Here is a 23,831-nt window from a genome sequence, read left to right on the forward strand (position 1 = left end):
AGGAGCATGACTTCTAGAGTATGTAAGAAAACCGATGTTCTTTAGAACACCGGTTTTTCTTACATTTCACTTTCGTTTTACCACATCGGTTCGCTTGGTAAGGGTACGAACTATTGATCGTTTGTGCCTAATGTCATTCCACCATCTACAACAATTTCAGCCCCTGTACAGTAAGAACTTTCGTCAGATGCGAGAAAGGCAGCAGCTCTAGCAATATCAATCGGTTGTCCGACTCTCCCTAATGGGATGGACTGGTAAAAGGAGTGAGATGTGCGATCATCCTCCAACATTTGCGTTTCAATGCCGCCTGGATGAATCATATTAACCCGGATTCCTTTTGGTCCTAACTCAATTTCGGCTGATTTAGAAAGCGCGACAACTGCGGCTTTTGTTGACGCATACGCGGAGGAATACCGTATCGGCGCAAAAGAAGAGACTGACACATTGTTAATAATGGAGCCTTTTTGTTGCTTTTCCATTTGTGGAACAACCGCTTTTATTCCTTGAAAAACATTAAGTTGATTCACATTTATTTGTTGTTGATACTCTTCGATCGTCGTATCCATTAACGAATTGCGAATCAACACGCCAGCGTTGTTCATTAATACATCCAATTGATTGTATTTCGCTACAAGCGATTGTACGGCTAGTTCCCACTCTCTTTCTTGCGTTACATCTAGCTTTACTGGTAGCGCATGATCCTCTCCGATTTCTAACGCCACTTGTTTAGCTTCTTCCAAGCTTCGTGCTCCGATTGCGATTTTCGCTCCAAGATGCGAGGTGTTTGGCAATTCCTTTTCCTTGGCCACGATTGGCTCCTGTAATTAAAATAACGTGATTCGTTAAGTCAGGCATAATGACTCCTTTGTTTTTGTCTCATTTGTGTTAAATTGGCAATAAAATCATACGTGTTTTTAATAAGTAGATGTCTCTAATTACACATAAAAGTACTCTTACTTATACATCATAACGGAAAACATACGTAGAGGAGTGACTGAATGAATCAGGCAGTTTTTTTAGATCGTGATGGTGTGATAAATGAAGTACAAACAAAACGAGTAACGTTTGTGAACAAACCTTCTGATCTTTATTTACTTGATGGTGTGAAAGAAGCGGTTCGGCTTATGAACGCTGCCGGATTTTTAGTCTTTATCGTCACAAATCAAGGCGGAGTTGGACTTGGTTACATGAAGGAGAGCATGTTGGTATCGATTCACAAGAAGATGGTCGAACAGTTCGCCTCAAGTGGCGCAACCATTGATGGGGTTGCGTATTGCCCTCATAAACCACACGAAGGGTGTCCTTGTCGAAAACCGGAAGCACAGATGATCCAAGAATTAGCCGAGAAACATGGCATTGACTTACGTACAAGCATCATGGTTGGAGACCGTGAGCCGGACATACAAGCAGGAAAGAAGGCAGGTTGTCAAACCGTGCTAGTAAACGCCCGAGGTGAGGACGATTTTGGGGCAGACGCAGTCTTTTCAACCTTACTTGAAGCCGTTCCGTGGATTTTAAAAAAACGTAAGTGAGAAATTGTAGTGAAAATGCGTGGAAAACAGGTAGGATGCATAATGAGATGGCTGATCATACACACTATAAATAAAAAAAGTAAGGAGCTATTATGATATACGATATGTCTTATGGCGAGGATTATAAGTCTCTCCCATTGTCTTCCATTGGTGATGGAGTGACAATCCGAATAAGCCAGGATGTTTTCTCTTATACAAACAAGTTTGTCAACGTTGTCTTTATTGGAGATCCGAAACAAAGTGAGTACATTGTTATTGACGCAGGTGTACCAGGAGGATCAACTGATATTGTCCAGGCAGCAGAAGCGATTTACGGACATAAAAATCCGAAAGCAATCGTCTTAACACATGGCCATTTTGATCATGTTGGGTCCATCATTGAATTGATTGATCGCTGGCAAGTCGACGTTTATGCACATTCATTCGAAATTCCCTATCTTATTGGAGAAAAAGATTATCCACAACCAGATCCATCCGTAGAGGGTGGATTGCTAGCAAAGATTTCTTCGCTCTTTCCGAATGAATCCATACAAATTCAAGGTCATGTTTTTCCATTAAATGAGGATGGAACCATTCCGTTTGTTCATGATTTTAAATGGATTCATACGCCTGGCCATTCACCTGGTCATATTTCGCTTTTTCGTGAGCGGGATAAATGTTTAATTGTCGGGGATGCGTTTACTACAGTTAGGCAAGACAAACTATATGATACGCTTATTCAGAAAGAAGAAATAAGTGGGCCGCCAAGGTATTTTACAACGGATTGGGACCAAGCACTTCGATCCATCATTGAGCTGCAAAAACTCGATCCAGACGTGGCAATAACCGGACATGGGGTACCCATCTCCGGTGAATATTTGAAGAAAAACCTAGACAAATTAGTGGAGAATTTTAATGAAGTATATAAACCTGACTATGGCAAATTTATAAATGAGTAACAGGTAGAAAAAAGTAGACATTCGTCTGCTTTTTTGTTTGCAGAGAGATGAGTGCTACGGCTAAATAACATGTTTTTGTATGATCGTTAGGGTGTGCGATAATAAAGAGAAAAGAGGTGCCGCGCATGAACGGTGTTGTTACGACAGACCTTATCTTTATGCAAGTTCAAGAAGAAGAGTTAATGCAAGAAGAAATTAGGACGATTGATCGGTATATAGTAAAAAGCGATTAAACTATTTAATCGCTTTTTTTTTTATGTTTATTTTTTGCTTAAGTGATTACGAGTTTACGAGCATATCCCTAAATGTATACATAAAGGATTCAATCGGACCAAAAAAGTAAGTACCATTGTCGTGTGTGAGTGAAAAGACAATTAATACTGTCGAACACATAGTGCTAAGTAAGGCAAGAGGCTTGCTTGTAGAAATGATACCCTCTGTTCTTTTTTATTTGATGGTTTTTATTCATAAATTAGCGATGTTAAAGAGTAGGTAAACAGCACCGCTAAAACTAACGGGTTATAAGGGGCAGCGTCAGGAAAATGCGGATTTACAACGCTAAGCGCATTTTCCTGACGCTGCCCCTTTCCTGACTTTGCATCCCGATAAATAATCTCGCAGCCGTATTCTTCTAACTCTTTAATCTGACGAGCAATATTTTGACCCTCTGTACTTACTCTGGCGTAACCTATGTATGCCATTATCGTTCCTCGTTTCAAATGTCGAATTAATGAACAACCCTAAATGAACATTTTAACCCTATATAAAATGCAACATTTTATGTGTACTCTTAGGATATACTTAAAATGAACAAACGTAAACCTCTTTATATGTCATAAAGAGGTTTATAATATATTTATTCAAAAAATCAGTATATCAATTTTGTTACTTTTGATTGTTATGTAAAAAACAAACGGCTGCAAAGAAAATCGGAGGAAAAGCTATATTATCAGTTTGAATCTCTATTTCAAACATAGGTTTTGCAAAATTTAAATTCCTCTTCCCTTTAGCTATTAGTTCACGCTCACCGGTATTTTTAAATATCTTTACTTCCCTTAAAGATGTCAATTCAGTCTTAACTTCAAATTCTCCTTGATTCGATTTAATTAGTAACATTCTACCTACAGGTTTCTCTTTTACTTCTCCAATTTCAGAACCATTCTCTTTTATCACCCACTCTGTGTTAGTCACAAAAGCCTTTACCTGATTTCTTAATATAAATTCATAATTCTTCTCTTCAGAGCTTGCCTTAACATTAGAAACAAAAGTAGATGATACGTGCCGCCCTATTTCCTCCAAAATCTTATTATTGTTAAATCGATTTAATGTACCGATGGATTCATCGTCTTGATTATTGACCCTTATTTCCTCAATGTTTGCATTATATTTGGGAAGCTCAAAGTTAATTTGCATGGCAATCCCTCCTGTTTTTATTCAATGATGTTAATGAAAAGGCTATTTTTGAATTGAATTCTAAATACTATGGAAAAGGACAATGAAATCCATATTTCATTGTCCTTTTAGTAAGATAGGCTTTCATCACAATCTGTTTATTATTTTTTGATATTTTATTAATACGATGAAATCACATTTTTTTAGGTTATCTAGATTCAATTAAACCATTGTATTATGTGTAGGAAAAGAATCACTACCACCATACTGAGAAACTGTTTTTGCACTGATTTCGGATGCAAAAATAGCGGCCTCTTCATAGCTCTTTCCTTCATTAAGAGAAAAGACCAATGCTCCAATATATGAATCACCTGCGCCAGTTGCATCAACGGCTGTTACTTTTTTGGCTGGAACATGAATAACGGAGGTTCCTTGCGCTACAATTGCGCCTTTTTCTCCTAGTGTTAAAATGACTGCCTTTTGAACACGTTTCAGTAAGTTTGAAGCCGCTACTTTTGCTTCATCAATTGAATCTACAGAGGCATTCTCCATATAAGCCGCTTCCGTTTCATTTACAACAAGAATGTCTACCTTCTTTAAGGAATCTTCTTTTATGGATCGTGCGGGTGCATTGTTTAATACAATTTGACAGTTGGATGACTCGGCAATATCTATCACATATTCTACAACATGATCAGGAACTTCTTGTTGAAGCAATAGAAATTCGCAGTTTTGAATAAAGTTCTTTTGTTCATCAATGTCTGACTCGGTGAGTAAATGGTTAGCTCCCTTAAGTAAGGTACTATAATAATCTCCGTCTGGTAGAAGGTGAACAACGCCTAGCCCGGTCGTTCCTTGTCGTTTGACACCCTCATCATTAATTCCTACTGCTCTTAATGTTCCAAGAAGCGCCTCTCCAAATCGGTCTTCGCCAACTTTTCCTATCATGGCTGTAGATAAGCCTAATTTGGCACATTGTACAGCTTGGTTGGCGCCTTTTCCTCCTGGACCTTGAATTAAATCATCTGCTGTATATGTTTCACCCTTGTAAGGCAGACGATCTTGTTTTAAGACTAAATCATAATTTAAACTACCCACGACAACTACTTGTGGAAATTCCATACGTACCCTCCATTAGCGATAATCCTTAACCGATTCACTGGTGACCATTAGTTTTTGATACGAGGCACCTGAGTTATTTAAGGCAAGGCTTGTATAAAGTGCATCTAGAATACTAAGTTGCACAATTCGTGCTGCTGCGTTTTCTCCGGTTATAGGTGTATTCTTCGCCGTGGAAACAAGATTAACGCTTGCAAATTCAGTGATTGGACTATTCATATAATTAGTCAAACTGATTGTATGAGCCCCTCTGGACGTAGCTATCTCCATAATCCGAAGAATATTTTTGGTTCTTCCTGAATGTGAAATACCTAAAACAATATCGCCACTATTAATTAAAGAGGTGAACATCAATTGCATATGAGTGTCCTTGTACACGTGCGCGAATATCCCGATCTTTAACAATTTATGTTGAAAGTCTTCACATAAGATACCTGAACCACCACTACCAACCAGAATAATCTTTTGATTCGGTTGCTTATTTCGGAAAATCGTAGCAGCTTGGTCAAATGCTGTGTGGTCTACAATTCCAAGTGTATCTTGAATGGCTAAGATGGCATTAAGCATGACTTTCTCTAGAATCACTTCATTTGAATCCTCGGAATCAAAATCGGCATTAATATCTTCATCTTCACCAGAGTAATCATCGTTAGCAAGATAAGACTGTATAGCTTTTTTTAATTGCAGAAAGCCTTGACATTTTAATTTCTTACATACCTTTGTAATGGTTGCTTCACTGACCTGAAGATGAGAAGCGACCTCTCCGATTGTACTTTGCGCCAATTCTTGATAGTTGTTACTAATAAAATGAGTGACCCTTCTTTCTTTTTTTCCTAAAGAAGGCGAGATGCTTCTTGCAAATAAAATTAGCTCTTTACCTGAAGCGTTTACATTCATATGTGCGAGAGTCCTTTCGATTTACGATGTTGTGGACATCATAGCACGTATTAGAAAAAAGGAAAAGTGTATTTTATTTCTAAATATACAAAAGTAAAATATTGAGTGTTATTACAAGGGCAATAAAATATTTTCGGTATCTTTTTTTATTTTTATTTACTTATAAATTAAATGGTCTTAGACTGTGAATGCGAGAGACCTAACGATTTAACGATGATAATTTTAGAGAAGGTGATGGTTTACTTTATGATGTTCTCAACAAGGCTTAATTCATTTAAGACTAAAAAAGAATTATATTTTTCGGCTGATCAGAGTATTACCACGATTGATTTGATCAAAAGAATGGCAACAGTAGAAGGACTTACACATGTAGAGCTTAATTATCCTGAACACTTTGCAACGCATTCCGTTCAAGAAATAAAAGATGCCATTGCGGAAATGAATGTTGAAGTAAGTGGAATTGCTCTTCGTTTTAGTGGAATATACGATGATGGTGAATTTACAAATCTAAATGAAGAAATAAGAAACAAGGCTATTCAAACAACAAAGGAAGCTATTGAAGTTTGCCAAGAGTTAGGCGGGACAACCACAACAATTTGGCTTGCTAACGATGGATTTGACTACTCATTTCAGTTAGATTATGAGCAAGCATGGGTTCAAACAGTTGATGCACTTAGAGATGTTGCAAAGAGCTACCCAACGATGAATATCAGCTTTGAGTACAAGCCATATCAGCCTAGAGCATTTTCATTAGTGGCTGACTTGGGATTATCATTGCTTATGGTAGAGGAAGTAGGAGAGCCTAATGTAGGGATTACTCTAGACTTTTGCCACATGCTTATGAAAAAAGAGAACCCAGCTTATGCACTTGCTTTAGCTGCAAGAAAAAATAGACTAATGGGCTTTCATTTAAATGATGGTTACAAGGATAACGACGATGGATTGATGTTAGGTAGTGTACATCTTATGCAGACACTTGAGTTTATCTATTATGCCAAGAAGTACAACTATGAAGGGTTAATCTATTTCGATACGTTCCCAATTCGTGAGGATCCTGTTGCGGAATGTGCTCAGAACATCAAAACATACAAAGCGCTAGATCAGTTCATTATTGATACCGGTATGGAGAAGATAGAAGAGTTGATCAAAGAAAGAAACGCTATGAAGGTTCAACAATTTATGCTTTCAATACTTCCACAGCTTCAAGTAGAAGTATAAAGGCAAAAGGAGTTAATAATCATGCTGAATAAAATTGGATTACCCCGTAATTTAATCTGGGGATATATAGGATTAATGTTTTTCATGATTGGCGACGGAATAGAGCAAGCATGGATAGTTCCTTATCTAGTTGGTGAAGGGATGTCTGTTACCAATTCATCATTGCTTATTACCGTTTATGGGGTATCTGTAACTATTGCAGCATGGCTATCTGGGGTCTTTGTCCAAACACTGGGCCCCAGAAAAGCGATGCTTCTCGGTTCAATTACTTTTTTAATTGGAAGTATTGGATTTATTGGCGTAGGAATGACAACGCTTAATTTAGGTGTTATGCTTCCGTTTTATGCGATTAGAGGGTTTGGTTATCCATTATTTGCCTATTCGTTCCTAGTCTGGATCAATTACAGTGCACCTTTAGATAGAAGAAGTAGTGCTGCAGGCTGGTTTTGGTTCATGTTCTCGTTAGGTTTAAGTGTACTAGGACCCTTCTATGCTTCTATTACAATTCCAGTAATGGGTCATATAAACGTTTTATGGACAGGAATCATTTTTACAGTAGTCGGTACGGTAATGGCAATTGTAGTTAATAAAGATAAGATCCCAACTTCAGAGATTACGCAATTCTCTCTTAGTGAGTTGATGAAAGCGATCACAATATTAAAGCGACCTGTGATTGCATTAGGATTAGTTGTTAAATCAATTAACGGGTTTGCTCAATATGGACTATTACTATTTCTACCTTTATATCTAGCTGATTTCGGATATTCCACTACTGAATGGCTACGCATGTGGTCAACAGTATTCACTGTAGCTATTTTTGCTAATGTTATATTTGGATTCTTAGGTGACAAGTGGGGGTGGAGAAATACGATTAGATGGGTTGGAGGATTCTTCTATGCCTTTGTACTAATTCTTGTATATTTCACCCCACAATTGGTAGGTCATAATTACTTGGTAATGACCTCTGTTTTAAGTCTTTGCGGTGTAGCTATGGCAGGTTATGTACCGTTATCGGCACTATTCCCATTACTTGCTCCAGACAACAAAGGAGCAGCCATGTCTATTCTTAACTTAGGAGCTGGATTAAGTACATTTATTGCTCCTGCCATCGTTGCCTTGTTCTTCCAACCTTTCGGAGCTGGTACGGTTATATTTATCTATTCTGGTTTTTACGTACTAAGTGCAATACTAACTCCATTCCTAAAAACACCTGAGGAGCAGTTAGAACAAAAAACACTTACAACTAAAAATACTGCGTAAAATACTTTAAATGAATAGGAGTAAATGTTTAAGTGGTGAAGACTTTCTTCACCACTTAAATTTGTTTCTTCCTAAGAGTGTGTGCTATGGATTGAAAAGTTGCGATTACAATTATCATCAAAATGATTACTCGAGATAAGGATAGACCAACAAAGTTGCTAAATTCCTCTACCGACTCAAGAACGTGCTCTTTCCTCTTTTGTATATCAATAAACGGATTAGTAAAAAGATCGATCTCGCCTTTTTTTTCTGGCTTTCCATCCATGACTTTGACCAATCGTATTATACTGATAGTTAACTTTTATTTCCTTCATTTTTTCTTCTTATTAATGTGCGTTTTTGGATTCCTGTCATTTCCTCAACTTGCTTATATGTATGAGTCTCTAGTAATTTCAAAGCATGTAGCACCTGTTGCTTTCTTGGACGTCCCTTTCGAAAATCCGACCACTGCTTTGCAATTATTTTTCCTTCCTGTGTCCTTTCAACAATTATATCCATCTCAAACTCAGCAAATGAACTCATAATGAAAAATCAGACGTCCAGAAACTGTATCCTCTACAATTCCTATATTTAGTATTTAAACTCTCACAACCTTATCAAAAAGTGTCCGAACAGTCCTATTTGAATCGACTGTAGACCGAGCAAAACGATCCAGCTTTGTAACGATCATTGTATCCTTTTAATTCTTCAAGAAGTTTTTTGAATTAAATTCTGGTCGGTCTTTTTTTGTTCCTGTAAATTTTTTCGCAGCCTTCTTCTTCTAAGCGATTCAATTGCAAATCCAAATCTTGTGAGACAGTACTCACTCTTGAATATCCATATAAAGGAGATAGAGGAGTAAGGAGTAATTAATGGCTATACGATCGCAAAATAATTTCAGCAACTCATAATTTAATCTATGTTCACTAAAGAAAAAAATTAAGGTTCTCATTCAACACACACTTAAATAAATAAACTGAAAATTCCATCATCAAGTGTCGTAACTTTAAAGTTATGACACTGCTTCGCTAATAGTTGACTATAATTGTATTGCTTAGATGAATTAGAAAAAGCGTATGGCGATGTACACTTTCATAGGTAGTTTTTCGGTATTGGCAGTAAATCTGATCTATAGAGATAAAAATAAACACAAAAGTAATACAAGCCATCTCCTTATTAGTAATTTTATTTAATAATGGAATTTAATTTATGTCATTCTATTTTTATTGATGGGATTAGACATTTTCTTATTAATCATAATTTTTAGTCATATATATAGTTGTTTCACCCTACAATTAAAGTTTAAGAAAATATGGTTAGTTGTTCTCTCTATAGCGACCTTATTGCTGATTATGTATTTTATTCCACATGTGATTCTTTATTTCGAGGGATTGAATTATTGATATTAGGTATATTTAATAAAGCAAAGAGCCGAGAATTATATCTAGGCTCTTTGCTTTTTTTCTTATAAAATCCAACCACACCATTAAGGTTAATAACTTTAATATCCTCTAGTACATTCTTTCCGATTATCGCCAACTGAACTTACTCCATTCGGGGTTTCACCATCTCATTTACTAATCAATTGAACATATAAAGTAGGCTTCTTGCATAAAAAATTTGTTTCTTGAACAAGTTAGGATAAACAAACACAACAGCGAGGTCTTCCGTCTATGTTCATTCGTAAAAGCCGAAAGAAAACGGATCAAAGGGAAAAAAATCAAGATTCTACTAACGGTTCACAAAAAGTTATGGACAACTCTACCTCGGAAAATCTGAACACCATCAAACAGCGAACCGGAAACAGCCCAGACATTATTACTCGCACGTTGAAGCTCGACGATCGTCTTGATATTTCTACAGCCATCGTCTATGTAGAAGGTCTTGTTGACAATCCAACCATTAACGATTTTTTAGTGGAATTTATGGAGAATAAAGATGAATGTCAGAGAAAACTTCTTGGAGATGACGCATTAACGATTCTTTCTGAGGAACTGGTCTCGCTCGGTCATGTGAAAACGATTAAAGACTGGGATGGATTGTTCGAATCCTTATTGTCAGGAGACACCGTTATTTTCGTTGACGGGAAAAGCGAGGCGCTGATTGCCAGCACCAAAGGTGGGGAAAGACGGCCCGTTGAGCAACCTAGTAACGAGGTAACCATTCGAGGTTCCAAAGAGGGGTTCACAGAATCAATGGGGACAAATATCTCTCTCTTGCGTCGAATCATTACGAATCCAGATCTATGGGTAGAGCCGATGAAAATAGGCACCCAAACGAAAACGGCCGTTTCGATCATGTATATGAACGGCATTGCCGACAAAGATATTATAGAAGAAGTGCGTAACCGATTAAAACGGATCAACATCGATAGCATTCTTGAGTCGGGTTATATTGAATCACTGATTGAAGATGAACCCCTGACTGTGTTTCCGACAATCGCTTTTACAGAGAGACCGGATGTTGTTGCAGCAAATCTTCTTGAAGGAAGGGTTGCGATTTTTGTCAATGGAACGCCGTTTGTGTTGCTTGCCCCTGCGTTATTCATTCAGTTTTTCCAGGCGCCTGATGACTATTATGCACGATTTCCGATCTCCTCAGCCATCCGGTTATTACGGGTGCTCATGTTTTCACTGTCACTAATAGCCCCCTCTGTCTACGTTGCCGTTACGACGTTTCATCAGGAAATGATACCCACACAACTGCTTATCATTATCGCAGCACAGTCCGAATCTGTCCCATTTCCAGCAGTTGTCGAGGCAATTATCATGGAAGTAACGTTTGAAATTCTCCGAGAAGCCGGTATCCGAATGCCCGAAAAGATCAGTTCGACGATATCCATTGTCGGAGCTCTTGTGATCGGACAGGGGGCGATTCAGGCTGGAATTGTCTCGCCGGCGATGGTTATTATCGTTGCGATCACGGCAATCGCTAGTTTAGCAACCCCATCCTTTAACATGGCAGTCGCTGCCCGTTTGATACGATTTGGCTTAATAATAAGCGCTGCGATCGTTGGTTTTTACGGCATCCTCCTTGGATTAATAATGTTGATTGTTCATTTAGTCAGCCTGCGTTCAATGGGCGTTCCTTACCTGTCACCGCTTGCTCCATTCATACCAGCAAACTTTGGCGATACGCTTATCCGCATGCCACTGTGGAAATCTAAGGAAAGACCAAGACTCATTAGCCCAGAGAATCGAATTCTTCAAGGCGAAAACCAGAAGCCACAACCTCCTAGAGCTCGTGGAATGGTGAGGGCTGATACGAAAGAAGGAGAGTAGAATGTTGCGTAAGTGGGGTTTTCTTTTCATCATGTGTATAGGTCTCACAGTACTTTCTGGATGCTGGAGTAGTGATCAGTTAAGCGATCTGGCCATCGTTTCTGCTCTAGCGATTGATTTAAATGAAGAGGGTCAGTATTTGGGAACGTTACAAATCATCAATCCAGGAAACATACCCGGATCCCTTCAGGGTGGTGTGGCTGGGACAAGCCCGACGGTTACCGTCTATACCGCTACGGGAGACAACCTGGTTGAAATGGATAATCGTATTACATCCAAGATTTCACGAAGGCCTTTTTTCGCTCATACTAGTTTGTTGATTATCAGCGAGGAGCTTGCCAGAGAGGAGGGGATCAGCCTTATTTTAGATGCCCTTGAACGTGGTCTCGAATTCCGAAACACAACGAGGGTCGTGATTGCTCGGGATACAAAAGCAGGGGATCTCGCAAAAGTATTGACAAGCGTTGATAAAGTACCGGCTGAAAACATAAGGAACTTATTAGAATCTGCCGAACTGATAAACGGGTCAACACTAAATGTCAATCTTCAAGAGGTTATTAAATCCCTCGTTACTAAGGGGAAAGAACCATTAATTGGGGGGGCTTCGATACTGGGAGATAAAGAAAAAGGGGGGGGAATGGAGAATTTGCAATCCGCCAAACCCGATACAGTGCTAGAAGCCAATGGCATGGCTGTTTTTAAAGAAGGAAAGTTGATTGACTGGCTCGACGGGGAAAAAGCAAGAGGAACGCTATGGATATTGGATGGTGTCCAAACAACCACTGTGAACGCTGAGTGGGAAAATGAAGAAGAGGCCCTTGCCTATTACGTGATTCGCGAAAAGACGAACATATCCGCGGAAATGAGAGAAGGTAAGCCAACGATTTCAATCAACGTCCGTGCAGAAGGAGATATTCGCTCTGTAAACGTTCCTATTGAATTAACCAATCCTCATGTAGTACTCGAGGTGGAGAAGGCTTTTGAAAAAGAAATTAAGGAAGAGATCGAGGCGGCGATCGAGGTGTCACAGGAAAACAAAACGGATGTTTTGGGCTTTGGGGAAGTGGTGTCTCGTTCTCACCCAAAAGAATGGAAAGTGCTGGAGCAAAAGTGGAACGATCGTTCTTTCCCTGAATTAGAGGTAGAAGTGATCGTAGATGCATTTATACGCCGTACAGGGATGAGAAACAACCCGCATTTTATCGAGAACGCAGACTAGGGAAGGAGGGAAACCATGGAAAAGGCGAAAATTAGTGCCAGTCAACTGTTCGTCCTTATGGTCTTATTTCAGCTGAGTAATGCATTGTTGCTTCCTCTTGCGATCGAGGCGGGAAAGGATGCCTGGTTGGCCATTCTTCTTGCGATGGCAGTTAGTATGGTCCTCTTCTTCGTCTACCATGCGCTTTATCGCTACGATTCCAAGAGCTTGCCGTTCGAATATATGGAGAAACTCATAGGAAAGGTGTTTGGACGCATACTGGCCCTGCTGTACATCCTCTTTTTTATGTTTATCGCAGCAAGAGTGCTGCGAGATTACGGAGAGATGTTGCTGACATTTGCTTATCCGGATACCCCTTTGTTTGTTGTAAGTGCATTATTGATACTTGTGGTTATTTATGCCGTGTATAAAGGGATCGAGGTCATCGCTAGGACAGGGGAAATTCTTTTTGTTTTCATGTTTTTGCTTGCCATTGGTACATGTCTTCTTATTGTATCCTCTGGTTTGGTTCACCTCTCGAATTTGCGACCTATACTAGAGGACCCACCTCGAATCATACACACCGTATTTACGAAAACATTGTACTTTCCTTTTGGTCAAATCGTCGTATTTTTGATGGTTTTTCCTTATTTGAATCAACCAAAGAAGATGAAAAAAACGGGGCTACTTGCGATCGGGGGAACGGGTCTCATCCTCGCTGTAACCATGGCCATAAATGTAAGTATTCTCGGTGAGGATCTAACTGCTCGTTCACAGTTTCCCTATCTGGCGACCATACAATCCATCGAAGTTGCGGGTTTTTTGGAGCGTCTGGATGTGGTTTTTATTGTCATCCTTGTGATTGGCGGTTTCGTTAAGATCAGTGTGTTTTTTTATGGCGCAGTGATCGGCAGCGCAAGTTTATTTAAGGTCAAAAAACCCTCCCAACTCGTTTATCCAATGGGAGTGGTCATTTTACTTTTGTCAATGGTCATTGCCAATAGTTACGCGGAACATATTAATGAAGGGTTAGAGTTCTTCACTCCTTACATTGAGCTCCCGTTTCAAGTTATTATACCCGTTTTTCTTTTGATGATTGCCTTTTTCAAGAACAGGAAAAAAAAGCATATAGCAAATCAGAAATAGGCCCTCGTTTGGTTCTGTAGATGAAGGTTTTTCAGTGGGGAGTGATGAAAAGTGAAAATCCTGGGTATTTCTATGTTGATGTTTATTTTGTTGGTGAGTATTTCTATGGGAATTGATTACCTTTTAGGTTTTAGAGTATCTGTGAACCTGGTGGCTCTTAATCCTTTTTATGTGATGGAGACACCGGAAATCGTGATTTTCTTTCTAATGATTTTTTTCTTGGTTGTTCGTCCTTTGGTTTCTTTTAGTCGAAAGAGGAATAAGAGAAAAAAAGGGAGTTTTTAAAGGTTTTTCTTTTTTCTCCAGATTGCTCGATATAGTTCCCCAATTTACTTATAAAGGGGGCAGACATCTGCATAAAATATGAGATTTTATACATATATCCCCTGCACTTTTCGACGAGAAACTTAGTTCTCTTGGGCTTCCTCATCGGCCGAGGGACCGTAGATTCCCGGCACCGGTATATCAAGAAGTCGCAAGTATACCCCGAGCTGCGCCCGATGGTGGACCATGTGGCTTAATCCAAAGGTGCGGAGCGCGATTGCCCGTGGCTCACGGAGGATGATATGGTCGCCATGGCGAAGCGTCCATTCCTCGTCGAGTGTTTTGTCATCACTTTCGGCGAGCAATTTTTCAAACTTTCCAACGTTCGCGTCGAACTCACTCAGAACGTCAGCGTGTTTTTCCAAAGGCTCTCGCCGCAGCTGCACGGTCGAAAGATCGAACTCCGGGTGCTGTAAAATAGCGATTTGCCAGTTTAGTACGTTGATAAGGTGCGTGGCCAGCCCGCCGAGTGTCATCGATTTTTGGTGTGGACTCCATGACATATGCTCCTCAGGCAAGCGTTCTAGGATGCGACGCGTACTAGTCAGTTCATGCTTTGCGTCACCGACTATCAATTGTTTAACCATAAAGCCTTCTCCTCCTTTATGGTTTAGTATACTATAAATTTCAGTCGTGTGGAAAGGGATTGGAAGATCCTTAATTTAACTACTGAAAGGGTATTTCATACTCTGATACTGTTAAAGAAATGCATGGAGTTCATTCAAAAGAAAATAGTAATATATTTATATTTATTGATGGAATTGTTCCTATTCCGGGAATATACAAAACGAGGACCACTTTAACTTAAATTTAGCATTATAAAGATTTCGCGTAAGATCGTGGGGCGAAGAATTCATTTTATCATTAATAATATTTAAGTTAAGTGGTTAAGTTTGTGACAAAACAAAAAGCAGATGACAGAAAATTGAAATTACGTCAATGCTTAGAAGAACTGCAACTTATGCTCCGAAACCTTCAAATTAAAGAAGAAACAGTTCAAGAAGTTATTTTATATGCTAAGTTAAAAGGTAGATCTAAAGCACGTATTTAAAGCAAATGTATAACAGGTTAGGAATTAACGAAAAAGTATCGGGGTACGGTGGAAGCTCTATTAGCCCTCATGTTCTCGCTCAACAAATCATTTTGCTGGAAGATGAATAAATTAAAGGTATTAGTGTTAGGGGGAACTAGGTTTCTTGGAAAGCATATTGTTGAAGAATTAATTAATCGAAATCACGATGTTACAATTTTTAATCGTGGTAATCATCCTGTGCCGTATTCAAATGTTATTCAATTAACAGGAGATCGAGACGGTAACTTAGAAGAGCTAAGAGGGAAAGAATGGGATTGCAGCCATCGATGTTTCTGGCTTTATTCCAAGAACCGTAGATAAAGCAAGTAAGGTTCTAGCAAATTCCATTAGACACTATACATATATTTCAAGTGCATCCATCTATAAAGACTTCTCAAAAATTGGTCTAAATGAAGAAGATGAAGTTAAGAGTTTAACTGATAATGAAATTGAAGAGTTAACCAAAGGAACCGCAGGACCTGTATATGGACCGCATTATGGTGCTTTAAAAGCTGTAGGTGAATTAAAAGCAAAGGAAAATGTACCACATGGTACGCTGGTGGTGCGTTCTGGTCAAGTGGTGGGACCACATGATTGTAGCGATCGTCTACCTTACTGGCTTCTTAGAATGAAGGAAGGTGGAGAAGTAATTGCTCCAGGAGATCCTAAACGGCAAGTACAGTTTATTGATGTCAGAGATTTAGCAAATTGGGGTGTAAATAAGGTTGAACAAAATCTTACAGGTGTGTTTAATGTTACTGGACCATCTTATAAATTAACAATGGAAGAACTACTAAATACATGTAAAGAAGTGTGTCAATCTAATGCTAAGCTAATTTGGATTGAAGAAGATTTTTTGTTGGAGCACAATGTAAAACCTTGGGATGAACTTTCATTGTGGCTTCCTAGAGCATTAAATGGAGCCGCATCTGTTGACAATGGAAAAGCATTAAGCGAGGGACTAACATTTTCACCATAGAAAAACACACTTGAAGATGTGAAGACTTGGTTAGATTCTAAAACAGATGATGATATCACAAACCTGTCAACAGGACTAAATCGGGAAAAAGAAGCTAAAATTATAGATGCTTGGAAACAAACTTCTCATACTAGATGATTCAGTTATCAAATCTATAACATTTTCCAAAAGACCATGCAGGTTCTCTTCGCAAACGAGGGCTTTAGCAAAACAAGAGCTTGTATCATTTAGATACAAGCTCTTGTTGATTTATGTATTGTGACGCAAGATAAGTTTTAAAATTAGTGCAATATAAATCTCGAATTAACACTACTGATTTTACAGCATATCAAAAACGGTGTCAAAACTGTAAAGTTATGACACTGTTCATTATGGAACCTGGATACACTATTATAAATCCTACCTGTTAAATCTTTATTTGAGTTTATTTAATTTAACTGCTTTCATATATATCTAAAAATTCTATCATTAATTTATTAATATCGTGAGAAGAATGTCCTAACCAAATTAAATGCCCCCAAGAATCAATAGTATGAAGTTCTGAATTCGGAATTAGTGCCTTAGCTAGGTTAGGATGTTCAATACTAACTGAACTATCATTTTTGCTGTGTAATATTAACGACGAACATTTTATTGCTCTTAAGTCTTCTTCTCTAACCTCTTTCGTCTGCGATAAATCAATTAGGAAACCATGTTTTGATCTTTGGCGGTGGTTCATCATGGCGATCTCATAGGCATCATTTTCATGTATTTGATTTTTAGCTTCCTTATATTTTAAAGAACTGAAAGAAGAAAACATTTGCTTAAATATAAAGTGAGGGAAAATTTTACTCATATGCGAGATCATCCCCCATGTTATTTTTTCACTTCGAGGATGAAATAGAAATTGTGCTACTTTATATGTACCATCCGTAGGTTTGAGCCATTCCTTTGTAACAGCAGATTGAAGGATTAATGATTTTGTTAAATCAGGAAATTTATTACTGAATTTTATTCCTGTTGGGCCACCTGCTGATATTGCTATTATATGAATTTGTTCAATTTCTAAATGTTTTAAAAGTGCTGCATAGTAATCACATGCACATTCTAATGTTGTTCCAATTTCTTTTGAGGTATTTCCATAACCAGCTCTAGAAGGAGTAATTATAGAGAAGCCATTTTCCACTAGAAAATCGTAACCGAAGTTCTCGTGACAGTTTGAGTGCCCACCATGAAACACCAATATTGGTTTCCCTTCCCCATAAATAGAATACTCGAGTTTCAATTTGTTGATTCTAAATTCTCCATAGGTTCTATTCAAAATGCCAGCCTCCTTCTCAAATGAAATCCTTACTGATCGTAACAAAGTTATAGAGCTAAACCTATAAATAAAAACTAAACATCAGTATTTTTAATTTCCTAATTTCAATTAGCAATGGAGCCGCTCCATTATGTCCTATCTCCTTATTGTTTATATATCTGTTTGTCTTCATATTTGGTATATAACCGTCCTATCGCAAAGGCTTCTAAACCCCTATTAAGGTTAATAATAAATATAGTTAAAGATTAGTATTAGGCGACGTTTTTATTCTTTTTAAATAGCAAAAAAGCCTATCATAAAAGGACATATTTCCTCCTATCTGACAGTCTCCACCTAAATAAAAATATTCATTTTGGTTTTTCTTATAAAAATATTATTAGTGACACTTAGATTTCTGGTTTACCTATTTTTACCATACTTCAATATTTATATTGAGGTATTTTACTGACTATTATCACATCAATGGTCTAAAGAAATTTAAAACTGTTATCATTATAAAGGTATCTATGCGTAATATCAACCTAAACTTCTCTACTTCATAAATCTGGTATTTATAATGAGAACATATTTGGGGGCTGGAATTAGCATAGAAACACGATTCTTGCAACCAATGCTGTAATTATCGTGATTGGTCGCTAATTGTCTTACACTATATAATTTTTTTAAATACCGAGTAAAATTAATTTCACATACCATATTTTAGACAACAAAAAAAATAAAAACCCCCTAAAGAGGCTATATTTTTATGCTTATAATCGAGTTTCTTCTATCTTCAACAACTTTTTCAAAATTAAGAAGAGTGTATCTGAACTTACGAAAAGTTTCTTTACTATCAATTTTCTTTCCATTTAAAAATTGGTTAATTTTAACATTTTCAAATTTTACCACCTTTTTAGAGAAGGAATCGGATTCCACGCAGTTATTGGTTAAATAAACTAGTATCGGAGGACAGAAAGAAAATCAGAATAGAAAAGGAGAAAATTACTATGGAAAGGGCGAGACGTCTGTTCCTAAAGAATTAAGTCGTGAAGAAAAACAAAGAAATAAGGGTGTTGAGATTTCTGAATATTGTTAAAAATTCTTACATAATCAAGAAAGTGAATCAAAAAAAGGACTATCTTTTAACAGTCCTTTTTATATAATACTAAATTACTATCTTATTATTGCGCTTTCTATATTGTCTAGTACCTCTTTGGAGTTACTGAAATTAATTATTAAATAATTTTCATTGATGTACTCAGAAAAAATCTTTTTTCCGTAATGTTTAGCGTCATTAAATTCCTTTTCATCTCTACGAAATGTCTTTCCATCCTTCATATAATTAAGTGTGGATTGATCCAATAAGTCTTCAATTTCACATTCCGTATTTCCATTTATGAGAGGGACAGTTAGTACATATAAATTGTTACTTATATTAAGCATTCTGGTATTTAAAAGTGTATCAATCCTACCTTGTTTTAAATCTGCGTAGTTAATAAATTTCCTAAGAGGCCTTGGTTTTTTAGAAGCTACACTTTCATTATCAAACAGTAAAAATACTGGATTTCGACTTTTAACTTTTAAATCATCCCTAAAAGTTTTTGAGAAATTACGGAATTGACCGTTCTTATCAGAGTAATAATTATATATATTTTGTAATCCTGTATCTCCATCTAATGGTATTCGTAATAAATATGATAACCTTTCAGATTTTCTTGGAAAAGATACCCTGAATTCAAAAGTACCATCATTTTGTTTTTTAATAAGTTCTGGATATTGAGTGTATAAGTTTTTAAGATCTGCTTTTATATAAATTATATCAGTCTTACCCTCAGTTACTATTAGTGGTTTAGGGTTTCCATAAAAGTATCTAAAGAAAAGAAATTTTTGATATTGTTTTTCGGTTGAGCTTAAATTTTGCAGCTTATAATCCTTATACTTATTCTCGCCTTTTAATTCCCGATTAAAGATATCAATTTGATTAATAAAAGCAAATCTACCTTCTAATTGTCCAAGCGTTCCATTTATATTATTAATTTTGTCTATCTTAAAAGAACCTTTGATGTACAATCTATGGGCCATTGATCGAGTATATTTAATATAATCTTTAGGGACGCTTATTTTTTTGTTAACTACATTCCAGTTACAACTTGCCTTGAACCATTAAATTGGACTCTAGTTTTCTTCTGATTTACTCGCAATCCATTTTCATGTATCTCTTTAGTTATCATTTCAATAAAAGACTCTTCTTTAGAAATAAATTCTTTATCATTTGTAGAGAAAGTTAAATCATCTGCATAACGTGTAAACGTCATATTGTATTTTCGGGCTATCTTCTGCAATCTAACATGGTACTGGGATCAGTTAGATCCAATGTATACGGTGTTTGATCGTTCGTCCGAATTGTTTTCGGGTATATGGACACCTGCATATGACGATTTTAAACCATTTTATGAGCTTTACCTTGCAGATGGTGAGAGATACAATGGGACAGGGAAATTGTTCCCGAAAACACCCATTCCAGAAAATCTGCTCTCTATTTCGATGATTCCGTGGACTTCGTTTACGGGATTTAACTTGAATGTAACAAACAATCCAACTCATTTGTTGCCTATTCTCACAGCAGGGGGATTTGTGCATAAAGACGGGTTAATGTATTTACCGTTGTCCTTTCAAATTCATCATGCCGTTTGTGATGGGTACCATGCAGGACTATTTATGAACCGTGTTCAGGAACTGGCGGAACGTTCTGGAGAGTGGCTTTTATAAGAAGGGAACACCGACTGCGTTAGGGTAGTCGGTGTTTTTTTATTTAAAGATCGATGACAGTATTTTTTAGGGTGAGATGTGCTACTATTTACGGGAGATAAAGGAGGGTACTCGAAAAAATAGTATTTGAGTTCGGTCAAAGGAGTTTTTCTATGTACATGATCATACGTTCCTAAGAACAGAGTTTTTTTAAAATTGTCCTAAACAATTAAATCTTAAGATTCATGATTATTTGTTCGCCGATTTTTCCTATTTTTCGTTTACCTGTATCAACAAATCCTACTTTCTTATAAAGCTGTTGTGCAGCACTATTTTTGTAATTAACAGCTAGCACAATTTCATTGCAGTTTTCAAACTTGGTATGAACAAAATTTTTTAATTTCCGCATACCTTTTTTAGCATAACCTTTTCCTTGATGTATTTGATTAATAGAAAATGCTGTTAATAACATGGCATTTGGGTTGTCTGTATACTCTTGGACTCTTTTTGTATTATGTAAGAGAAAGAACCCTACTGGTTCATCGTTCGTTACTATGATCATTCTATGCTGTCCATCGATTACATTTTCTATTTCTTTAGGAAGTGCGGTGAACTGCCCTTGTTCTGGTGGTAGAACGAACCTTCTTAATGCCTTTGAGTATTCATCTTTGTAAAATGTTAATTCAACTTGTTTGGTCTTATGCACGCTATCTCCTCCTTGTTTCATTATATCATAAAAAAGGAACGTACATTCGTCTTTTGGTATATGATTTTAAACGCTTACCCTTCAGTTCTAAAAAGCGTTTAATTAGACTTTCTTCATTATATTCATCTTAAAAAAGGACGTTATGATTTTGTTAATAGCCTGTCCATTTAATGATACAAGAACAAGCATTTCTCTTAAATGAAGAAATGCTTGTTCTCTTTTAATAATCGTCATTACGTTCAAGTAGCTATTTCGTTTCGAAGAACGAAAAACATTATTTAACCGTTTTATGAAATGTCGTAAACAATAATCCAAATAAGATAGCGGCGGATATAACAATGTTTATGCCAAATAATATACGAATACTAAAAAACTCTGCCCATAAGCCACCGGCGATAACCCCAAGCGGCATCGTTAGTTGCACGAGTGTTGCGACAGAACCAGCAACGCGTCCCAGCATTTGATTTGGTGTAACCTCTTGCCTGACTGCATGATAAATTACATTCGATATACTTGTTGAAAAAGAAAATAAAGCAAGAGCAATCGCAATCATCCACCAAGAGGTAGCGAAAGCCAGGACGATAAAAGCGAGCACATCAAAGATGTTTGTATAGGTGTATATTTTTCCTCTTGGAAAGAGTGTTGTTATTTTTTTTACAATGAGCATTCCGAAAAGCCCGCCAACTGCCCCGATGCTTATGTAGGCGCCAACTTGCGCTTCCGTTGCTTGCAGCTGATCCACAGCGAAAAAGACTAACACGCCCATCGTTAAGCTGAAACCAAAGTTTTGAAAAAAGATGACGACCGTTGTTACGCGAAGCAGTGCGTTGTTAAAAAGTTCTTGGAATCCTTCTTTGGCATCTTTCCAAAACGTGCTTTTTTCACGATTTTCGATCCCCTCTATTTTTAGAGACGGAAGCAGTAAGACAAATAGAAGGGTTAGGGTGATAAAGCCAAGTTGTACAGCCATCGTTCCAGCAAAGCTTAAAGAAGCAAGTGTTAATCCAGCAAGCATAGGTCCAATAAGACGGACAGAGGTTGACACGATGCCCAGTTTGGCATTTCCTTCGGTTAATTGGTCTTTATGTAAGACCTGTGGTAGTGCAGCATGCGCCGCGTTTGTATGTAAGAGACCGGACGTAGAAAAGAAAAATCCTAAGAAGTATAAGTGCCATAGCTGCACGTTCCCAGAAAACAAAAGTAAGGTTAAAAGAGCGATTGTGGTCCATTGCAAAACAGCCGCTGTAACAAGCGCTTTTTTGCGATTAATCCGGTCAACAAAAATGCCAGCAGCAACACCTAGAAGCCCACTTGCTAAAAATTCAATTAAACGCATGGTACTAATAAGAAATGCGCTTTGAGTTAAGTCATACATCAATAAGGGGATAATGATGATGTACATGTACAGCCCTATGTTGCTTGTTGTGTTGCTCCCCAATAAGAGTAAAAAAGGTCGATTTTTCCAAAGCGAGCGTGAAGGCTCGATCGAAATTTTTGGTTCTCGATTCTCCAAGTAAATTCCTCCCATCCATTTCTACTTTTACCTTGAAAGTGCATGATTCTTTCCTTTCAAACAGATAATCGTTTTTACTGAAATTTCTTAATAGTTAGCATATATAAAACGATATACTTGAATGAAGCGTACGAAACAGTGAATTTTGTCTCTTGCAACAAAATGTAAATGAAACATTTTTATTATACGATATTTTCATAACTTTAACGTAATTAAACTCGGTAAATTTATTGGGAAATATTTTAAATAGAAGATAGCGAAAGGAAAACCGCTGGCGCGAAGCTGCACCAGCGGTTATTTCTAATTTGAGGACGATTTAGGTAGTCTATCTTTTAAACCCACCTTCAGAGTGAATGACTTGACCTGTAATCCACTCTGCCTCGTCACTTACTATTAATGTAATCGATCTTGCAACATTTTTTGGTTCACCTATTTTTCCAAAAGGAAACATCGGTTTTAATTGTTTTTTTAATTCATCGGACATCCAACCAGTATCAGTCGGTCCAGGGTTAATGGCATTGACTGTGATACCTAACGGGGCAACTTCCGCCGATAATGTAATGGTCAGTGCATCAATTGCTCCTTTTGTGGTCGCATATGCCAACTCCCCAGGCATAGGTCCTTGAAACTGACCAGACGTGAGATTAATGATTCTTCCCCCGGTTCCTTTCTTGAAGCTGTGAGCAAATGCAATACTTAGCATCGTTGTAGCACGCACATTTACTTGATAATGTTTATCTAATACTTCGGCAGTTAAATCAGAGAGTGAATGATTTGTGGAGTAGGCTGCATTATTAATTAAAATATCGGGGTGACCAAGTTGCTCCTGTACAGTCGTTAGAAGTTTAGTTGGTGCATCATACGTTGTTAAATCTAGCTCCATACAGGATACCTTTACGCCACACTGCATTAATTCTTCTTTTAGTTGGAATGGCTCATTTACATCAATGCTCCACGGCATGCTTTTATCATATTCCGTCCAATAGGTAAAAAAGATATGATAACCCGTTTGAGCCAGCTCCCTACAAATAGCAGCGCCAATTCCTTTTAAACGGCTTGCACCGGTCACAATCGCAATTTTTTCATTTAAATGGTTCATTTCTTATTCCTCCAAAATGAAGGGTGCATCCGTAAAACAACAGGAGATAGCGTTTCCCTTAGAATAAATGCCTTTTTAGTTAGGGAGTGTTGAGGAACGAATGCAGTCCTCTAATGATTATAGATCGTCAAATAACCCTCGATGACGAGAG

At 37.5% G+C, this 23,831-nt stretch carries 24 protein-coding genes and 2 pseudogenes; 12 read left to right on the forward strand and 14 right to left on the reverse strand.

Features of this window, described 5'->3' with window-relative positions:
• Positions 1-110: 110 nt before the first annotated feature.
• On the reverse strand, positions 111-809 hold the full coding sequence (locus BK584_RS22150) for an SDR family NAD(P)-dependent oxidoreductase (protein ID WP_367579303.1): 699 nt from the start codon (positions 807-809) through the stop codon (positions 111-113).
• Between the two features lie 189 nt (positions 810-998).
• On the opposite strand from BK584_RS22150, the gene BK584_RS22155 reads away from it, so the two are divergent.
• Both BK584_RS22155 and BK584_RS22160 read left to right on the forward strand, forming a co-directional pair.
• Complete coding sequence (locus BK584_RS22155; RefSeq protein ID WP_078394617.1) at positions 999-1,532, forward strand: D-glycero-alpha-D-manno-heptose-1,7-bisphosphate 7-phosphatase; 534 nt, start codon at positions 999-1,001, stop codon at positions 1,530-1,532.
• Positions 1,533-1,624: 92 nt separating this feature from the next.
• Positions 1,625-2,470 carry an MBL fold metallo-hydrolase gene (locus BK584_RS22160; RefSeq protein ID WP_078394619.1) on the forward strand — a complete coding sequence of 282 codons (846 nt, stop codon included), beginning with the start codon at positions 1,625-1,627 and terminating at the stop codon, positions 2,468-2,470.
• 461 nt (positions 2,471-2,931) lie between these two features.
• On the opposite strand, the gene BK584_RS25750 is transcribed toward BK584_RS22160, so the two are convergent.
• The 4 genes from BK584_RS25750 to BK584_RS22180 form a co-directional block, all read right to left on the reverse strand.
• Positions 2,932-3,171 (reverse strand): recombinase family protein, encoded by a 240-nt coding sequence (locus BK584_RS25750; RefSeq protein ID WP_078394621.1) that lies wholly within the window; start codon positions 3,169-3,171, stop codon positions 2,932-2,934.
• A 184-nt stretch (positions 3,172-3,355) separates the two neighbouring features.
• Positions 3,356-3,883, reverse strand: a complete 528-nt coding sequence (locus BK584_RS22170; protein ID WP_078394623.1) for a tubby C-terminal domain-like protein — start codon at positions 3,881-3,883, stop codon at positions 3,356-3,358.
• Between the two features lie 201 nt (positions 3,884-4,084).
• Positions 4,085-4,984 carry a ribokinase gene (locus tag BK584_RS22175; protein WP_078394625.1) on the reverse strand — a complete coding sequence of 300 codons (900 nt, stop codon included), beginning with the start codon at positions 4,982-4,984 and terminating at the stop codon, positions 4,085-4,087.
• 12 nt (positions 4,985-4,996) lie between these two features.
• Positions 4,997-5,878 (reverse strand): SIS domain-containing protein, encoded by an 882-nt coding sequence (locus tag BK584_RS22180; protein ID WP_078394627.1) that lies wholly within the window; start codon positions 5,876-5,878, stop codon positions 4,997-4,999.
• Positions 5,879-6,124: 246 nt separating this feature from the next.
• On the opposite strand from BK584_RS22180, the gene BK584_RS22185 reads away from it, so the two are divergent.
• Positions 6,125-7,096, forward strand: a complete 972-nt coding sequence (locus BK584_RS22185; protein ID WP_078394629.1) for a sugar phosphate isomerase/epimerase family protein — start codon at positions 6,125-6,127, stop codon at positions 7,094-7,096.
• A 21-nt stretch (positions 7,097-7,117) separates the two neighbouring features.
• Positions 7,118-8,356 (forward strand): MFS transporter, encoded by a 1,239-nt coding sequence (locus tag BK584_RS22190; protein WP_078394631.1) that lies wholly within the window; start codon positions 7,118-7,120, stop codon positions 8,354-8,356.
• Positions 8,357-8,650: 294 nt separating this feature from the next.
• Here the strand turns inward: BK584_RS22190 and BK584_RS22200 are convergent.
• Positions 8,651-9,162: pseudogene (locus BK584_RS22200) on the reverse strand (recombinase family protein).
• A gap of 532 nt (positions 9,163-9,694) precedes the next feature.
• Positions 9,695-9,874: a hypothetical protein gene (locus tag BK584_RS22205; protein WP_078394635.1), complete on the reverse strand. Its 180-nt coding sequence runs from the start codon at positions 9,872-9,874 to the stop codon at positions 9,695-9,697.
• Positions 9,875-10,008: 134 nt separating this feature from the next.
• On the opposite strand from BK584_RS22205, the gene BK584_RS22210 reads away from it, so the two are divergent.
• The 4 genes from BK584_RS22210 to BK584_RS22225 are packed head-to-tail and all read left to right on the forward strand — an operon-like array spanning position 10,009 to position 14,245.
• Positions 10,009-11,616 carry a spore germination protein gene (locus tag BK584_RS22210; protein ID WP_078394636.1) on the forward strand — a complete coding sequence of 536 codons (1,608 nt, stop codon included), beginning with the start codon at positions 10,009-10,011 and terminating at the stop codon, positions 11,614-11,616.
• 1 nt (position 11,617) lies between these two features.
• Entirely contained in the window at positions 11,618-12,835 is a 1,218-nt protein-coding gene (locus tag BK584_RS22215; RefSeq protein WP_078394638.1) for a Ger(x)C family spore germination protein, read from the forward strand.
• A gap of 15 nt (positions 12,836-12,850) precedes the next feature.
• Positions 12,851-13,960: a GerAB/ArcD/ProY family transporter gene (locus tag BK584_RS22220; protein ID WP_078394640.1), complete on the forward strand. Its 1,110-nt coding sequence runs from the start codon at positions 12,851-12,853 to the stop codon at positions 13,958-13,960.
• Between the two features lie 51 nt (positions 13,961-14,011).
• A complete protein-coding gene (locus BK584_RS22225; protein ID WP_078394641.1) occupies positions 14,012-14,245 on the forward strand; it encodes a YczF family membrane protein in 234 nt (77 codons plus the stop codon).
• A 122-nt stretch (positions 14,246-14,367) separates the two neighbouring features.
• Here the strand turns inward: BK584_RS22225 and BK584_RS22230 are convergent, their stop codons facing one another.
• Positions 14,368-14,871: a DinB family protein gene (locus BK584_RS22230; protein WP_078394643.1), complete on the reverse strand. Its 504-nt coding sequence runs from the start codon at positions 14,869-14,871 to the stop codon at positions 14,368-14,370.
• 308 nt (positions 14,872-15,179) lie between these two features.
• Between BK584_RS22230 and BK584_RS24835 the strand changes: the two genes are divergently transcribed.
• The 3 genes from BK584_RS24835 to BK584_RS22240 all read left to right on the forward strand — a co-directional run bounded on the left by BK584_RS24835 (position 15,180) and on the right by BK584_RS22240 (position 16,335).
• A complete protein-coding gene (locus BK584_RS24835) occupies positions 15,180-15,335 on the forward strand; it encodes a hypothetical protein (RefSeq protein WP_169871466.1) in 156 nt (51 codons plus the stop codon).
• 102 nt (positions 15,336-15,437) lie between these two features.
• Positions 15,438-15,677, forward strand: a complete 240-nt coding sequence (locus tag BK584_RS22235; RefSeq protein ID WP_078394645.1) for an NAD-dependent epimerase/dehydratase family protein — start codon at positions 15,438-15,440, stop codon at positions 15,675-15,677.
• 238 nt (positions 15,678-15,915) lie between these two features.
• Positions 15,916-16,335, forward strand: coding sequence for a Rossmann-fold NAD(P)-binding domain-containing protein (locus BK584_RS22240; protein WP_078394647.1), 420 nt, complete (start codon positions 15,916-15,918; stop codon positions 16,333-16,335).
• Positions 16,336-16,768: 433 nt separating this feature from the next.
• Here BK584_RS22240 and BK584_RS22245 read toward each other — a convergent pair whose 3' ends face one another.
• The 3 genes from BK584_RS22245 to BK584_RS22260 all read right to left on the reverse strand — a co-directional run bounded on the left by BK584_RS22245 (position 16,769) and on the right by BK584_RS22260 (position 19,929).
• Positions 16,769-17,635, reverse strand: a complete 867-nt coding sequence (locus BK584_RS22245; RefSeq protein ID WP_078394648.1) for an alpha/beta fold hydrolase — start codon at positions 17,633-17,635, stop codon at positions 16,769-16,771.
• 1,152 nt (positions 17,636-18,787) lie between these two features.
• Complete coding sequence (locus BK584_RS22255; RefSeq protein ID WP_139365739.1) at positions 18,788-19,684, reverse strand: hypothetical protein; 897 nt, start codon at positions 19,682-19,684, stop codon at positions 18,788-18,790.
• Between the two features lie 62 nt (positions 19,685-19,746).
• Entirely contained in the window at positions 19,747-19,929 is a 183-nt protein-coding gene (locus BK584_RS22260) for a reverse transcriptase family protein (protein ID WP_078394653.1), read from the reverse strand.
• 37 nt (positions 19,930-19,966) lie between these two features.
• Between BK584_RS22260 and BK584_RS22265 the strand changes: the two are divergent.
• Positions 19,967-20,411, forward strand: a pseudogene (locus BK584_RS22265) (CatA-like O-acetyltransferase); the annotation flags it as partial.
• 180 nt (positions 20,412-20,591) lie between these two features.
• On the opposite strand, the gene BK584_RS22270 reads toward BK584_RS22265, so the two are convergent.
• From BK584_RS22270 to BK584_RS22280, 3 genes are all read right to left on the reverse strand, one after another.
• A complete protein-coding gene (locus BK584_RS22270) occupies positions 20,592-21,089 on the reverse strand; it encodes a GNAT family N-acetyltransferase (RefSeq protein ID WP_078394657.1) in 498 nt (165 codons plus the stop codon).
• A gap of 253 nt (positions 21,090-21,342) precedes the next feature.
• Positions 21,343-22,581 carry an MFS transporter gene (locus tag BK584_RS22275; protein WP_169871469.1) on the reverse strand — a complete coding sequence of 413 codons (1,239 nt, stop codon included), beginning with the start codon at positions 22,579-22,581 and terminating at the stop codon, positions 21,343-21,345.
• Positions 22,582-22,906: 325 nt separating this feature from the next.
• The gene (locus BK584_RS22280; RefSeq protein WP_078394673.1) at positions 22,907-23,680 is read right to left on the reverse strand and encodes an SDR family oxidoreductase; all 774 of its coding nucleotides are present in this window, start codon (positions 23,678-23,680) and stop codon (positions 22,907-22,909) included.
• Positions 23,681-23,831: the final 151 nt, after the last annotated feature.

The organism is Shouchella patagoniensis (assembly GCF_002019705.1).
Classification (GTDB): Bacteria; Bacillota; Bacilli; order Bacillales; family Bacillaceae_D; genus Shouchella; species Shouchella patagoniensis.